Origin of the sequence: Clostridioides sp. GD02377, assembly GCF_045899875.1 — a bacterium.
Taxonomy (GTDB): Bacteria; Bacillota; Clostridia; order Peptostreptococcales; family Peptostreptococcaceae; genus Clostridioides; species Clostridioides difficile_A.
Window position 1 is genome coordinate 46224 of sequence record NZ_JBJODA010000005.1, and the last position, 15205, is coordinate 61428.

The following is a 15205-nucleotide window of genomic DNA, read 5'->3' on the forward strand; positions in this document are numbered from 1 at the left end:
AATATTGTAACTTTATCTATAATAAGAATATTTTTTTTCAAGTAATTCAAATCCCTTAGTAAGTATAGCTACAAATATAAGATATATTGCCCCTGCCTCAAATAGTGGTAATAAGCTTGCTTCTCTGTTCATTGCTATTTGAGATATTCTTAAAATATCATTTAATCCTAATATATATACTAAAGATGTATCTTTTACTAATGTGATTACTTCATTTGAAATAGGTGCTAGTATTCTTTTAAAAACCTGTGGAAAGATTATTCTCTTATACATTGTAAATTTATCAAATCCTAGTACTTTTGAAGCTTCATATTGTCCTCTATCGATTGACTGTATTCCACCTCTAAATATTTCTGCAAAATATGCTGCATAATTTAAGAAGAAAGCTACTATTCCAGCTGTAAATCTGTCAAATACAATTCCTAAAAGAGGTAATCCATAAAATATGACTATCATCTGTAAAAGTAAAGGTGTCCCTCTCATTATTAATATATAACATTGTGTAATACCACTTATTAATTTATTTTTTGATAATCTTAAAAATGCAACTGCAATCCCCAATGGAATTGATACTATCAATGTTATACAAAACATTGCTATAACTATCTCTAAACCTTGTAACATGCCTATAGTGCCCCCTTCTTAACAGCTAATCTATCTTTTACTTAAACCACTTATCATAAATTTTGTCAAAAGCTCCATCTTTTTTCATTTCTTTTAATGTTTCATTTATTTTCTTACAAAGTTCTGGATTTTCTTTAGAAGTTGCTACAACATAATCTTCTAATCCAAAATCTTCTTTTAACACTTTGTATTTATCTTCACCTTTTTGACCCATATAGTATCTAATTAAAACTTCATCACCAACAACTGCACTAGTTCTACCTATTTCTAAATCTCTAAGTGCTTTATCATAAGTATCATAAAGAACTGGTGCTCCACCTTTTAAGCTATTCATGAAATCTTTATCCTTTTCCACTGCATCAAGTGCTGTTGAACCTTGTTGTGTTCCAACTTCTTTATCTTTTAAATCTGCTTTTGAATTTACTTTTGAATCACTTAAAGTAACTATTATCTGTTTATTTTGTAAATATGGTTCTGTATATGATACTATTTTCTTTCTTTCATCTGTTATAGAGTACCCATTCCATAATACATCTACAGTCTTTGAGTCATTTAACTCAGTTTCTTTCATTGACCAATCTATTGGTTGGAACTTAACTTCCATTCCAAGTCTCTTAAATGTCTCTTTAGCTAACTCTACATCAAATCCTACAGTATCTCCTTTTTCATCTAAAAATCCCATTGGAACAAATGTATTATCAAACCCTACAATTACTTCTTTTTTTGCTTCTTTTGAAGCATCTTTGCCCTTTTCATCATTTGATTTTGAACAACCTGCCATTCCACTTACTAAGCCTAACATAATTGTAAATATTCCTAATTTTTTTAATATATTTTTCATAATATTCTCCCTCATCTTTTAAATTTTTAAATATTTTGATTATTTTTTAAAAAGTATATCTGTTGCAATATAATTCTCTGCGCGCTTAAAAAATTATATTAAAAAAACTCCCGTCTCTAGCTTCTGCTAGAGGACGGGAGTTGACTCTCGTGGTTCCACCTCTGTTCATTAATGCCTCACGACACTAACCTCTTTAAGTACAATAAAATAATTATACTCTAGCACTATAACGGGTGCAAGGATTCCGGAAAGCTCCTAATGAAGTATCTTTACTCTTTCAGAGTTCTGCTCAAAGATGTGTTCAAAGTAAAATCTATTGCTCCTCTCACCAATCGGAAACTCTCTGTTTAAGATTAACTACTTCTACTATTTCTTTTCTTAGCATTTAATGTTGTTTTGAATTGTTATTATGATATTGATTTTATAGCATAAGGCAATATCTGTCAATATATATTTTAAAATAAATATAAAAATTTAATTCCAAGGAACAACTTCTACTTCACCATAACATCGTTCTACTAATCTATTGGAATACTCACCTCTATACCCCAAAATAAAGAGTAAAACAAGCTCAATATATCTTGTTCCTATTGAGATTATATTCCAAATATCTTCAACTTCTAACACAGCTCTATGAGTTCTCCTGCTTGGATGAACTATACTATTCCTTAAATAAATCACTAAATCTACCCCATCATCAAACTTGTTTTTTATTGTATTATCAAATATATTTAATTCATGTTTTCCATATGGTATTTTGCATGTATCAAGTAATAGTCTTATATTTTTAGATGCTAAGTTACAATCAAAAGCTTCATCTGTAAGTATTTTATTTTGCTCTACTAAAATTACATATGATAGAGTTTCAAGTGCAATTTGTACAGATATTATGTTATTTTCCATAGTAACACTTCCAAGAGATTCTATATACCAGTCAGTAACACTTTTTATGGCAGAACCATAATAAAAATCTTCTAATTTTTTGCACATAAGACTTATATATTTCTCCATATTATGATAGTTTGAAAGTGTATCTGACCATGTTGGTACATATCTAAATGGAGATATCTGATTTTCATTCCATATTCTATAGACTTCATTTCCACTTCTATATCCTTTGGCCAAACAAAATCCAACATACCTTCCACACATAAAACTCAAAGCTGTTGATATTCTATCTAAAAGATTTATTGTATTGTTTGTTCTAAAAATTCTACCATCTTTTCTTCTAACTCTACCTATATGAGTTATTATTGCTCCAGACTTAGACCTTAAATCTGACTTAAGTTCTTTTCTATAATCATATCTTTTATCTATAGTCACAACATAATCATTTATATCAAATTCGATTCTACCTGCATATACTTTATCATTATATTTAATGAGTTTGCCTGGTATTTTATCTAAGTTGATTATATTAAAATCTACATGTTCAACATAAGAGTTTTTGGATTTTATACAGTCATCATTGATATATCCTTCTATAGTAACATCACTTAAAGTGTTTATTGTTATGGAAATGATTTTATAACCATGAACTTCAAGAATAGCATTATCATAATCTAAAGCTAAATTATCATCATCATTATCTATTTCTTCAATACAACCTATATCTGCCTTAAAGTTTATAGATATTGGAGGTGTCATTTTATAATAAATTTTTCCATTACATCTATATTTTTTATCTAAATATATGCAAAACCGACCTTCATAGATATTAATATCTTCATTGATACCATAGCTTAAATACTCTGATGTTATAGCATCATCAATTGCTTTCATTTTAATTCCCACCTTTGCTTTTGTATAATAACATAGGGATTGTAGTTCTTTTTTATTTAGTAAAACTCAATCTATTATATAATTTAGCGTATTATTTCATTACTTATGTACTTTAATAATTTCTTATAAAAATAGTGTCATTCTAGTATCATCGTTTATTTAATACATTATGTAATTTATTTAAATTTAATTCTTTAAAAATTTATATTACTTACTTGCAATTTCTACAGTTTATTACATCCTTCCTTGTAATTATAGCATAGTTTTATAATTTCATATTATATATTTATTTCCTTTGTTTTTATTCATTTAGATATTATCATCACTATATATGTATTGTCAAAGAAAACATTTAATTTATCAAATATCTTATAACATATTACATAAGACCTCATATGTACATTATTTAGTTAAAAAACTAATAATCTTATCTTTTTTTAAATAATTTTTCAAACAAAAATGGCAGCTTTGATTTATTGTTTCAAAGCTGCCATAAAACTGAAAATATTCTATTTTGATGTATAGAACTTTATCATTACATTAATAGTCTTTTACTTCCATCAATTTTCAAGCTTAGATAAAACTTCACTTATATCTTTTTCCACTAATGGTTTCATATTGTTATTATAAATACTTATGTTTGCATTACTTAACTCCATTTGTATACGATGGATAAGATTTTTTTTATGCTTTGTAATCTTAGGTAATGATTTAATAAACATTCTTGAAACAGAGGGTTTCTTATCTGCAATGTGACTTAAAATACAATCTATATTTATTTCAATTTTATTTTCGGTATCCCATTGAGCATTTGCTGCTATTAATAGAAGTCCTCTTGCCCTAATATATGAGCTTTCATTATTGAGCATCTCTAAAAATGAATCAAAAAAACAATATGTAATATTTGATTTCATACTTTCATTTTCTAAAAACAAAAAAGTTTTATATGCTTCATTGTGATTTTTTGAATATAATTTGTTAATAAGTAAATTTATATCTTCCAATCTTCTCATCTCCCTCATAACAAACATCTATTTAAACAAAGTATAATATATCCAAGAATGGATATAAATAAATGTCTATATTAAAAAAATTTCTAAAATTCTACTAAAATCACTTACTATTTATTTACAAACAGTAATCATAAAATATTATAAACTTATTGATTATAGGCTAAAAAAATAAGCTATCAAATAATTTATACTTGATAGCTTATTTTTTTATAATTCTTTTTTTAAAGTTTCCTTTAGACTATCATATGCAAAATCCATTATCTCTCTACATGCAACTAAATCTTTTTTTAAGTCTATACATAGTTCTGAGCCATACTCTTTTCTTACTGTTGTAGTCAAATCTTTAGCATACACTTTAGCTTTAGTACTTTCATCTTCATGATTTCTGCCTTTTACATATCCAATTATTATATTTGAGGCATTTACTGCACCACATAAACTAGCAACTCCACAACCTGAACCTAGTCCACTTCCTAAACAAACTGGTATATCTGTATTAAATTCCTCATTATATGCTTTTATAACTGATTCTGCACAATTAAAACCTTTTTCATGATATTTTGATGCTATAACTTTATTACACATTAAAATTCCCCCTCGTATTTATAAATTAAAATATTTTTTTGATATTTTTGTAAAAAACACTTCTTTTTACCATTATTATATCAAATTTTAACAACAAAAACACTTTTTTCTAGATTATATACTTTTTTCTAAGTTTAATAGTATCTCTTTCAAATCAGAATGATTTCCCATATATCCACCAATATTATTTTTACCAACCACTCTATGGCAAGGTATTATTATTGGAATTTTATTACTTTTACTTGCTTGTCCTATTGCTCTCACCGATTTTGGATTATTTATATTTTGTGCTATATCTGAATAATACAAGGTCTCTCCATATGGTATTTTTAACATTTCCCTATAAACTGATTTTTGAAACTCAGTCCCTTCAATACGAATATCTAAATCAAATGCCTTTCTTTTTCCCTTAAAATAATCATCTATCTGATTTATAGCTTCTTTTAAATCTTCCTTGCTTCTTTTTATTTCAATTCCTTTTTTGATATATTCATCTTTTAATTTATTAAACTTTTCATCTCCTATATCTATGCTGACTATAAAACCATCTTCACTTAATATGTACAAATTTCCTATTTTAGATTGATAAACATCATATACTAGATTCATATAACTTTCCCCCTTTACTTTAGTATACATATAATTTTTTAACTAATAAAGAGTTACCCTAAAAAATAGGATAACTCTTCTTTTATAACTGCTTAATATATAATATTTTTTTAATTTATTAACTTTTAATATATCAAAACATCAATTTTATATATTTTTGAAAGCTTTAGAAAGCATAAGTTTTATCCTGTTAAGCTGATTTACCTCACTTGCAGAAGGGTCATAATCAATAGGTATTATATTTGCATTTTTATACAATCTTTTTAATTCTTTTATAGAACCTTTACCAATTATATGATTAGGCAAACATCCAAAAGGTTGCATACAAATAATATTTTCTACACCTTCATTTAAAAGCTCAACCATCTCTCCAGTTAAAAGCCAACCTTCTCCAGTTTGATTACCTAATGACACTACTGGTTCTGTATTTTTAGCAACAGTCTTTATGTTCCCTGGTGCATAAAATCTTTTGCTCTTATCAAGTGCCTTCTTATACACCCTTTGGTATATTCCAGTTATGTATATAAATGCTTCTCCTATAATTCTACTCTTTCTACTTCCCTCTAAATGAGTATGTTTATAAATAGTATTGAATGCACAACTTAAGAAGAAATTTGTAAGGTCTGGAACAACTGCTTCGGCACCTTCTCGCTCCAATATATCTACTAAATTATTATTTGCGATTGGATGGAATTTCACTAAAATTTCTCCTACTAAACCTACTTTTGGTTTTTTTACATCAAGTATCTCTAAGTTATCAAATTCCTTTACTATATCTTTTATATTTTTAGTAAATACAGAAATCTTTGCTTTGACAAGAGAGGTTTTACATATATCAACCCATTTCTCATATAGAGCATTTGCACTTCCAGTTACCTTTTCATATGGTCTCACCCTATAAAGTACCTTCATCAATAAATCTCCATATACAACTGCCATAAAAAGTCTATTGATTAATTTTAGTGATATATTATCCATTATTCCGCTATCTTCTATTCCATTTACACTAAGTGCTATTACAGGAACATCTTTAAATCCAGCATCATACATAGCTTTTCTCAAGAATCCAATATAATTTGTAGCTCTACAACCTCCACCAGTCTGAGTTATAGTAACAGAGGTGTTATTTAAATCATATTTACCAGATTTTAATGCTGTTATTAATTGACCCACAACTATTATAGCTGGATAACAAGCATCATTATTTACATATCTTAGTCCCTCTTCAATTACATTGCTATCTGTATCTTTTAAAACCTCTATATTATAACCACTTAAATTCACAGCCTTTTCAAGAAATTGAAAATGTATTGGAGACATTTGTGGAGCTAATATAGTATGTTTGTTCGTTATTTGATTATTTTTAGCATATTGTATCCTATTTATCTTTATATTTTTAACATCTATATTTTTGCTTTCTCTTTCAAACATGGCTGCTTTTAAAGACCTCATTCTTATTTTAGCAGCACCTAAATTGTTGCCTTCATCAATCTTTATGATAGTATATATCTTTGATTTTTCATTAAGTATTTCCTGAACTTGGTCTGTGGTTACTGCATCCAATCCACATCCAAATGAATTAAGTTGAACCAATTCTAAATAATTTTTATCTCTCACAAAGCTTGCTGCTTTATACAATCTTGAATGATATACCCATTGGTCTACAACTCTAAGAGGTCTTTGTATATTTGCTAGGTGGCATATTGAATCTTCAGTAAGTACTGCCATATCTAATGAGTTTATAAGTTCTGGCATACCATGATTTATTTCTGGGTCTATATGATATGGTCTCCCGCATAACACAATCCCCTTCATATCTCTTTCTTTTATTTCTTTAAGCGCTCTTTCTCCTGCAGCCTGTATTTCCATTTTAAAGGAATTTTGTTCATCAGTGGCTTTATCAACTGCATTATTAATTTCTTCTTTAGTTATATTTATATCTGAAAAACTTTTTGATAATTCTTCATAAAGTCTTTTTTTCAATTTTTCTTTGTCATTTAGACTTATGAATGGATTTATATAGTTTATGTTCTTATTTCTTATATTTTCCACATTATTTTTTATTACTTCAGAATATGATATTACAACAGGACAATTATAATAATTATCAGCGCTTGAATCCTCTTTATTTTCATTCGTTACGCTTGGATAAAATATATTTTTTATGCCCTTTGCAATTAAGTTTTCTATATGTCCATGAACTAATTTTCCTGGATAGCAAACTGTTTCAGAAGCAATACTAGTTATACCAGTTTCATATAATCGTTTTGATGACCTATCTGAAAGTACAACTCTAAATCCCATATTATTGAAAAAAGTAAACCAAAATGGATAATCTTCATACATATTTAATACTCTTGGTATCCCAATCTCTCCATTTTTTGCTTCTTCTTTTTCTAGTGGTTTATATCTAAAAATCCTATCATATTTGTACTTAAATAAATTTATTGGTTTTTTCTTTTCTAGTCCTATTTTTTTATCACCATAGATAGCTTCACCTTTCTCACATCTATTTCCCGAAATAAAAATTTCATTATCAGAAAATTTATTTATAGTAAGAAGACAATGATTTGAGCATCCTTTACATCTAGTTACACTTGATTCTAGCTTTATATTATTCAATTCTTCCTTAGATAATAAAGATGTTTGATAGCCACTTTCATACTTTTCTTTTGCTATAAGTGCTGAACCAAAAGCACCCATAATGCCTGAAATATTAGGTCTAATTACATTTTTTTCAATTAATTTTTCAAAGCTTCTAAGCACCAAATCATTATAAAATGTTCCACCTTGTACAACAATATTGCTACCAATTTCATTTAAATCTCTAATTTTTATTACTTTAAACAAAGCATTTTTTATTACAGAATAAGATAACCCTGCTGATATATCTCCAATACTTGCTCCTTCTTTTTGAGACTGTTTTACTCTAGAATTCATAAACACAGTACATCTTGAACCTAAGTCTACAGGATTTTGAGAATAAATCCCTTCATGTGCAAATTCTTCTATTGTCATAGATAGAGAAGTTGCAAATGTTTCTAAAAATGAGCCACAACCTGAAGAACAAGCTTCATTTAATATTATATTGTCAATTACTCCATCTTTTATTTTTAGGCACTTCATGTCTTGGCCACCAATATCAAGTATAAAATCTACATCTTTATTGAAAAATTTAGCAGCTTTATAATGTGCTATAGTTTCTATTTCTCCATTATCAATTTTTAATGCTTTTTTAATAAGACCTTCTCCATATCCAGTTACAGTTGAGCTCAGTATTTTAACGTCCTTTGGCAATATATCATATATTTCGTTTATAACTTTAATAGTAGTTTTTAATGGATTTCCTTCATTACTATTATAATAAGAATATACAAGTCTTCCTTCTTCATCAATAAGAGCTGCTTTAGTAGTAGTGGAACCTGCATCAATTCCTAAATAACAATTACCTTTGATTGAATTTATATCTACATAGTTTATTTTTTCTTTTTCATGTCTTCTTGAAAACTCTTCATATTCGTTTTTATCTCTAAATAATGGTTCTAATAAATTTACTTCTCCATCTTCAATATTCTCTATACTATCTAGCTTTTCTATTAGAGACTCTAAATTTATACTGTCTTCATCTACTGATAATAATCCCGCTCCAATAGCGATATAAAGTTGTGCATCTTCTGGAAAAATTATATTTTCATCTTTTAAATCTAATACTCTTTTAAATGCTTCTCTAAGCTCAGATAAAAAGTACAATGGACCGCCTAAAAATGCTACATTCCCTTCTATTTTTCTTCCACAAGAAAGAACACTTACAGTTTGTACGACAACAGCATTAAAGATACTCATGGCGATATCAGTCTGCTTAGCTCCATCATTTATGAGAGGTTGAATATCTGTTTTAGCAAAAACACCACATCTTGAAGCTATTGGATATATAACATTGTACTCTTTTGCTAGCTCATTTAATCCACTAGCATCTGTCTTTAAAAGTGACGCCATCTGGTCTATAAATGCTCCTGTACCACCTGCACATATCCCATTCATTCTTTGGTCTATTCCTCCACTCAGATACGTTATTTTTGCATCTTCACCTCCAAGTTCTATGACAACATCAGTTTCAGGATGGAAATATTCTATTGCTTTTGTACTAGATATAACTTCCTGAACAAATTTTACTTCTAGTTTTTTAGATATTCCAATTCCACCTGAACCAGTTATTACAATCTTAGTATTTATATTTCCCAATTTTTCATATATACCATTTAGTACTTCTTTAACTGATTTTTTCACATCAGAATAATGTCTTCTATATTCTTTATGAACTATATTATTACTATTATTAAGTACCACAACCTTCACCGTTGTAGAACCTACATCAATTCCTATATGAAATAATTCATCCATTGTATCCCTCCATACTTATATGCTTTTTTTAATTTTTGTAAGTTCTATGGCTTTATTTTAAGTAAGTTATTCTATAATCTTTATGACTAATATTTTTATTTTATGATTGTTTTATTAATCAAGCTTACTCTACTAGGTAATTCCCAATCCTAACCTTAAATTTTAAATAAGAACATATAGTTAGTGTACTAAATTTTGTCATAAATTTCTACAGATTTTTGTTACTTTTTACATAAATATAACGTAACTCTAATATCTACTTAATATTTATATATTATCTTCATTCATCAAAAAATGGTTGTTAGCGTACAAATTCTTCTTGTACACTAACAACCATTTCTTATATACTATATTTTATTAACTATACTTATCCTACGAGCATAAATATGAAGTGGGCTGCTGCTCCTGCACATAAACCACCTATTGTATGAGAAAGAATAGCTTTACCTGCTAATTGTCTAGCATTTAATGCATCCATCATACCAATATGTGTACTTAAATATCCACTCCAACACATCCCCATAGCTGTAAACACTGCTATATCATTAGGAGTTATAGCTCCTGATTTTATAAATTCTGGAACTAAAGACATTGCTGCTCCAACAGCTCCCAGTGAAGTTATAGGGAAAGCTATTGCTTCTGGTGATGTAAATCCAAACAATGGTTCTAATATAAATCCAAGTTTATCTCCAATAACTGGAAGTAATCTTATTCCTTCATATGCAGCTCCTGTATAAACCTCTTGACCTGTAACAGGGTCTGTAGATGGTCCAAAAGTTAATAGCATGACTAATGTACATACTACTAGGACACCTGGGATTATAGCCATTCCCATATCTACTCCCATTTTACCACCCTCAAGAATTGCATCTAAAGCTCTTTGGAACACATTTCCTTCTCTGACTTCTCTAAATTCGGCTTTTTTCTCTAGTGACCCTGTTGCTTTATCTTCCTCTGGATTGTATTTATAAAATTTCTTAGTAAATGTCAACATTATTCTAACGCTTACTATACTACCTATAACAGCACCTAAATTACCAATTAATGCTGGAAGTACATATTCTGTACCTTGTGAAATCATAAATGTTGTTAAGATAAGTCCCATACCAAAAGCTGTTCCTAAGTTACATAATGCTGGAACTTGATATTTTTTAAAGTACTGTGTGAATGTTTTATCTTTAGCAAAAGGTATAATAGCTGGATTATCTGATAAATAAGTTGTTATAGCTCCTGCTATACTAGCACCAGGCAATCCATACAAAGGCTTCATAAATATAGCGAAAATTTTATTAATTAATGCTATTACTCCAAACTCTGAAAGTAGTGCGCTTAATGCGCCTGCAAGAACTGCCATAGCCATAATTAAGAAAACTGTCTCTAATAGTAAAGCATGTGCTGTACTCATTATTACTTTGAACATCATTCCAGCTCCCATAATACTACCAACATATCCAAAACCAACTACTAGTAATATTAAGAAAACAAAAGTTTCCATGCTTACTGCCTTAACCTGTCTCCTGTCTGTTAACTTCTCCATTTTGAATCATCCCTTCTTTTTCTTTTGTTGTAAAGTTTAACAAAACCTTTTCTCTTTTTTAATTATACTTATAAATATTACTGTTTGCAACTTTATTTGTCATTTTTTTATCATAATTAAAATTAAAATCAGTATTTTAATAATAAAAATTTTTCAGATTTATGCAAGCTTTCGACATCTTATCCTTCATTTTAGAAAAAGTATGATTCCTTACTAATTATACACATGTTACTCTAACGACCTAATATCCACCTATAAGTTGTAACTTGTATCTTTTATAGTAAACAAAAAAGATTATGAAAAAATTTTTCCTTCAATATTTTTCATAATCTTTTTTGATAATTTTATGGAATTTTTTTTAAATTTTTTTTAAAAAAGTTATGTATTATTGTAATTTTTCAGCTATATATTTTACTAAATCAACTGTTCTTGATGAATATCCCCATTCATTATCGTACCATGACACTACTTTAACCATATTGTCTTCTATAGCCATTGTGGATAGAGCATCTATAATAGATGATCTAGAATCTCCTCTAAAGTCTATAGAAACAAGTGGTTTGTCACAATATCCTAGAACTCCTTTTAATTCTCCTTCAGCAGCATCTTTTAATGCAGAGTTTACTTCTTCAACTGTAACGTTTTCTTTAAGTTCACACACTAAATCAACAAGTGAAACTGTTGGTGTTGGCACTCTAAGTGAAAAACCATTTAATTTTCCTTCTAATTGTGGTAATACTCTTGACACAGCTTTTGCTGCTCCTGTAGTGGTAGGTATTATAGATTCAGCCGCTGCTCTTGCTCTTCTCAAGTCTTTATGGCTCTTATCTAATATTCTTTGATCGTTAGTATATGAATGTACTGTAGTCATTAAGCCTTTTACTATACCAAATTTTTCGTCCAATACTTTAGCAAATGGTGCTAGGCAATTTGTAGTACAAGATGCATTTGAAATTATATTGTGCTTTTCATTATCATATTGTTCTTCATTAACTCCAATAACTATAGTTATATCTTCATTTTTTCCTGGAGCTGTTATAATTACTTTTTTTGCTCCTGCTTTAATATGCTTTTCTGCCTTTTCTCTTTGTGTAAACAATCCTGTTGATTCTATTACTATATCAACTCCAAGTTCCTTCCATGGTAATTCTTCTGGGTCATTATATCTTAATATTTTTATTTCCTTAGAATTTACTACTAAAGTATCTTCATCTTTTGCTTCTACTTCACCTCTAAAAGTTCCATAGCATGAATCATATGTAAATAAATGTGCCAAAGATTCTGTTGTTGCTCTTGCATTTATGGCTACAATTTCTATATTATCTCCTAATTCTTCTTGAGCTATTCTTAATACAGCTCTTCCTATTCTTCCAAATCCGTTCATTCCTACCTTAATTTTCATTATGAAATGTCTCCCTCCATTACTATGTTTTTACATGATTATTGTACACTAAACAAATCATTTGTTCAATACTTTTTCTTGATTAAATAATTAAATTCTATGTTTTTTTATTATCAAAAGAGAATTAGTGTATCATTTTTATCTGTTTTAACCCTCATTTAGTATATACTTTTTATCATGCGAGGTCTGAAGTCATTTATTTTACTCAATGTCCCTTGGGACATATTTCGCCATCTTTTTTTTGAATTTTTAAACTATACTTATTCATAAAATATACTATATTAGATACTCTTTTTTAATTTAAAATAATAAAAAACAGATAAATTATTATTTAGCCCAAAAATATATAAACTTTTAAACTTTAATACACAAAAAAGAGATTATAATTTCTATAACTAAAATAAACTTTAATCATATCTATAATCTCTTTTCTATAACTATTCAAATAATTTAGTTCCTAAACTTACAAACATCTGTAAAATTAAAAATGCTTTTGTATCTATTTTATGATTACTTGCTAGAATCTCTTTGGCTTCTTCTTGCGAGATTAAAAAAGCTTCAATGTCTTCATCAGGTTCTAAAAATTCATCTGTTATCTCTCCATCACATATACAATAGATAAATGCAACAGATTCATCACTCATTCCAGGAGATAAGTATACTTTATCTTTACTCTTATCTTTTTTGATTTCTAAAAGAGTAAGTCCTGTTTCTTCTCTAAGTTCTCTTTCAACAGAAGTCCCTATAGATTCACCTTCATCAACAAGCCCTGCTGGTAATTCATATATATAGTCATTGATAGGTACTCTAAATTGTTTTATCAAAATCAGTTTTCCACTACTTTTATGAAGTCCCACTATTACAACTGCATCTGCACTATCTTCTTCATTTTTCAAATAAATGCGTTTTAGTTCTTCATGACTTTTTCTTGATGCTACCATCCAAACCTTATCTTCATTCAATTTATTCTTATACTCAATTTCAAAAAGTCCTATAAACTTATTTTCAATCAATGGATTTACATTATTTATTATAGTTTTTTTCAAATTTACTACGACCTTTCTTTTTTAATACCATCAAGCAAATATAAATATGATGCCTTAATAAATATTTACCTTATTATATTTCCATTTCTGGATTATCTTTATCTACAAAACCTACTTTAATCTCACAATCAAAGATTTCTTTTAATAACTTCGCTAATTCTTCTCTTGCACTCATTACTTTATCCAAATTAGCATCAGTGAAACCATCTATAGGGAAAAATATATTTTTTGAACTATTAGTTATTTTTCCTTCCTCTCCTTGTCTCCATATCCATCTTCTAGTTTTTACCATATCTCCAACAGAATAGATTAATTCTCCCTCTTCCATTAACTCAACATCAGTTTCTCCAAATGGAACAAATTTATCCCCTTCTTTTGAAAATCTAACATATACATCATCATTTCTAAAATCCATATCATGCGCACCCATTGGAAGTAAATATTTTAAAGAAATAGAATTTCCTAAATCTACAATAGGATTTATATGAGGAAGTTTCTTATTCTTAGCAACTCTTGTTGTCATTGCTTCTATTGAGCTCATAAATTTGTTTGGGTTCATTCCCAAGCTTCTAAAGGCTTCTCTATATGGTATGATTTCTTCTGATTCTTTCACTTTTTTATCTTTAAAGTAATCTTCTACTCTATCTATACTTATATCTAAAAGATTACTTATTCTTTCAATTTCTTTAGTATTATCTATCCCTTTTGCTACTACTACCCCAAAACATACATTTTCTAATTTATCAAAGACTTCTTTTTCTACTATAAATTTCATTTTGTCTTATCCTCCTGTTATTTACATTATTTTCTAAGTAAATTTTATCACTTTATGTCTTATAAATATACCCCCTATTTATCAATTGTTTAAGTTTTTTAAATTTTCCAATTAATGTTATATTTAATCTTTCCAAATATCTTATATGTACTAATTGCAAATTTAACTTTCAAAAACAGAACTCTTACTTTATAATGTATAATATATTTTTATGGAGGTTAGATTATGAAAAATTTTATTTTGATATATTTTATAGTTATTAATTTTATTGCTTTCTTTTCAATGTATATAGATAAAAAAAGAGCAATTAAAAATGAATGGAGAATAAAAGAAGCCACTCTTATTTCTATGGCTGTAATTGGAGGCAGTATAGGTTCTATAACTGGTATGTATTCTTTTAGACATAAAACTAAGCATATTAAATTTACGTTTGGAATACCATTTATAATATTCCTACAATTATTATTAATATATTTTTATATTTTAAAGTAATTGAAATACAAAACTTTATTTTTCCAATAAATTAAGGTGTATGAAACTTTTGATTTCATACACCTTTTTCTAGCAATTCATAAAAAGACATCTAATTA

The 15205-nt window shown here is 27.9% G+C and carries 12 protein-coding genes and 1 other annotated feature; of the genes, 1 reads left to right on the plus strand and 11 read right to left on the minus strand.

All coding sequences use genetic code 11. The features are described 5' to 3' along the window. Window positions 1–12: 12 nt before the first annotated feature. The 11 genes from Q3304_RS05420 to Q3304_RS05470 all read right to left on the minus strand — a co-directional run bounded on the left by Q3304_RS05420 (window position 13) and on the right by Q3304_RS05470 (window position 14615). Window positions 13–624 carry an amino acid ABC transporter permease gene (locus Q3304_RS05420; protein ID WP_021384590.1) on the minus strand — a complete coding sequence of 204 codons (612 nt, stop codon included), beginning with the start codon at window positions 622–624 and terminating at the stop codon, window positions 13–15. A gap of 37 nt (window positions 625–661) precedes the next feature. Beyond that, entirely contained in the window at window positions 662–1465 is an 804-nt protein-coding gene (locus Q3304_RS05425) for an amino acid ABC transporter substrate-binding protein (protein WP_054270255.1), read from the minus strand. A 126-nt stretch (window positions 1466–1591) separates the two neighbouring features. Continuing rightward, window positions 1592–1854: a binding site (T-box leader), on the minus strand. Between the two features lie 85 nt (window positions 1855–1939). Continuing rightward, window positions 1940–3247, minus strand: coding sequence for a hypothetical protein (locus Q3304_RS05430; protein WP_054270254.1), 1308 nt, complete (start codon window positions 3245–3247; stop codon window positions 1940–1942). Window positions 3248–3807: 560 nt separating this feature from the next. Further along, window positions 3808–4251, minus strand: coding sequence for a SufBD protein (locus tag Q3304_RS05435; protein ID WP_407814015.1), 444 nt, complete (start codon window positions 4249–4251; stop codon window positions 3808–3810). 216 nt (window positions 4252–4467) lie between these two features. Then, window positions 4468–4845: a C-GCAxxG-C-C family (seleno)protein gene (locus Q3304_RS05440; protein WP_054270252.1), complete on the minus strand. Its 378-nt coding sequence runs from the start codon at window positions 4843–4845 to the stop codon at window positions 4468–4470. 114 nt (window positions 4846–4959) lie between these two features. Continuing rightward, complete coding sequence (locus Q3304_RS05445; RefSeq protein ID WP_407814016.1) at window positions 4960–5454, minus strand: methylated-DNA--[protein]-cysteine S-methyltransferase; 495 nt, start codon at window positions 5452–5454, stop codon at window positions 4960–4962. A gap of 147 nt (window positions 5455–5601) precedes the next feature. Next, window positions 5602–9855: an acyl-CoA dehydratase activase-related protein gene (locus tag Q3304_RS05450; RefSeq protein ID WP_407814017.1), complete on the minus strand. Its 4254-nt coding sequence runs from the start codon at window positions 9853–9855 to the stop codon at window positions 5602–5604. A 367-nt stretch (window positions 9856–10222) separates the two neighbouring features. After that, window positions 10223–11392: a hypothetical protein gene (locus tag Q3304_RS05455; protein WP_054270249.1), complete on the minus strand. Its 1170-nt coding sequence runs from the start codon at window positions 11390–11392 to the stop codon at window positions 10223–10225. A 385-nt stretch (window positions 11393–11777) separates the two neighbouring features. Beyond that, window positions 11778–12794 (minus strand): type I glyceraldehyde-3-phosphate dehydrogenase, encoded by a 1017-nt coding sequence (gene gap / locus Q3304_RS05460; protein ID WP_021384519.1) that lies wholly within the window; start codon window positions 12792–12794, stop codon window positions 11778–11780. 437 nt (window positions 12795–13231) lie between these two features. Next, window positions 13232–13840 carry an NUDIX hydrolase gene (locus Q3304_RS05465; protein WP_054276666.1) on the minus strand — a complete coding sequence of 203 codons (609 nt, stop codon included), beginning with the start codon at window positions 13838–13840 and terminating at the stop codon, window positions 13232–13234. A 73-nt stretch (window positions 13841–13913) separates the two neighbouring features. Further along, window positions 13914–14615 carry a B3/4 domain-containing protein gene (locus tag Q3304_RS05470; RefSeq protein ID WP_054270247.1) on the minus strand — a complete coding sequence of 234 codons (702 nt, stop codon included), beginning with the start codon at window positions 14613–14615 and terminating at the stop codon, window positions 13914–13916. A 225-nt stretch (window positions 14616–14840) separates the two neighbouring features. On the opposite strand from Q3304_RS05470, the gene Q3304_RS05475 reads away from it, so the two are divergent. After that, window positions 14841–15107, plus strand: a complete 267-nt coding sequence (locus Q3304_RS05475; protein WP_054276665.1) for a DUF1294 domain-containing protein — start codon at window positions 14841–14843, stop codon at window positions 15105–15107. Window positions 15108–15205: the final 98 nt, after the last annotated feature.

Coding starts and splice junctions, on each gene's coding strand:
- gap (WP_021384519.1), bottom strand. CDS start 12,794: ATGAAAATTAAGGTAGGAATGAACGGATTTGGAAGAATAGGAAGAGCT.
- Q3304_RS05440 (WP_054270252.1), bottom strand. CDS start 4,845: ATGTGTAATAAAGTTATAGCATCAAAATATCATGAAAAAGGTTTTAAT.
- Q3304_RS05455 (WP_054270249.1), bottom strand. CDS start 11,392: ATGGAGAAGTTAACAGACAGGAGACAGGTTAAGGCAGTAAGCATGGAA.
- Q3304_RS05450 (WP_407814017.1), bottom strand. CDS start 9,855: ATGGATGAATTATTTCATATAGGAATTGATGTAGGTTCTACAACGGTG.
- Q3304_RS05420 (WP_021384590.1), bottom strand. CDS start 624: ATGTTACAAGGTTTAGAGATAGTTATAGCAATGTTTTGTATAACATTG.
- Q3304_RS05445 (WP_407814016.1), bottom strand. CDS start 5,454: ATGAATCTAGTATATGATGTTTATCAATCTAAAATAGGAAATTTGTAC.
- Q3304_RS05475 (WP_054276665.1), top strand. CDS start 14,841: ATGAAAAATTTTATTTTGATATATTTTATAGTTATTAATTTTATTGCT.
- Q3304_RS05430 (WP_054270254.1), bottom strand. CDS start 3,247: ATGAAAGCAATTGATGATGCTATAACATCAGAGTATTTAAGCTATGGT.
- Q3304_RS05425 (WP_054270255.1), bottom strand. CDS start 1,465: ATGAAAAATATATTAAAAAAATTAGGAATATTTACAATTATGTTAGGC.
- Q3304_RS05470 (WP_054270247.1), bottom strand. CDS start 14,615: ATGAAATTTATAGTAGAAAAAGAAGTCTTTGATAAATTAGAAAATGTA.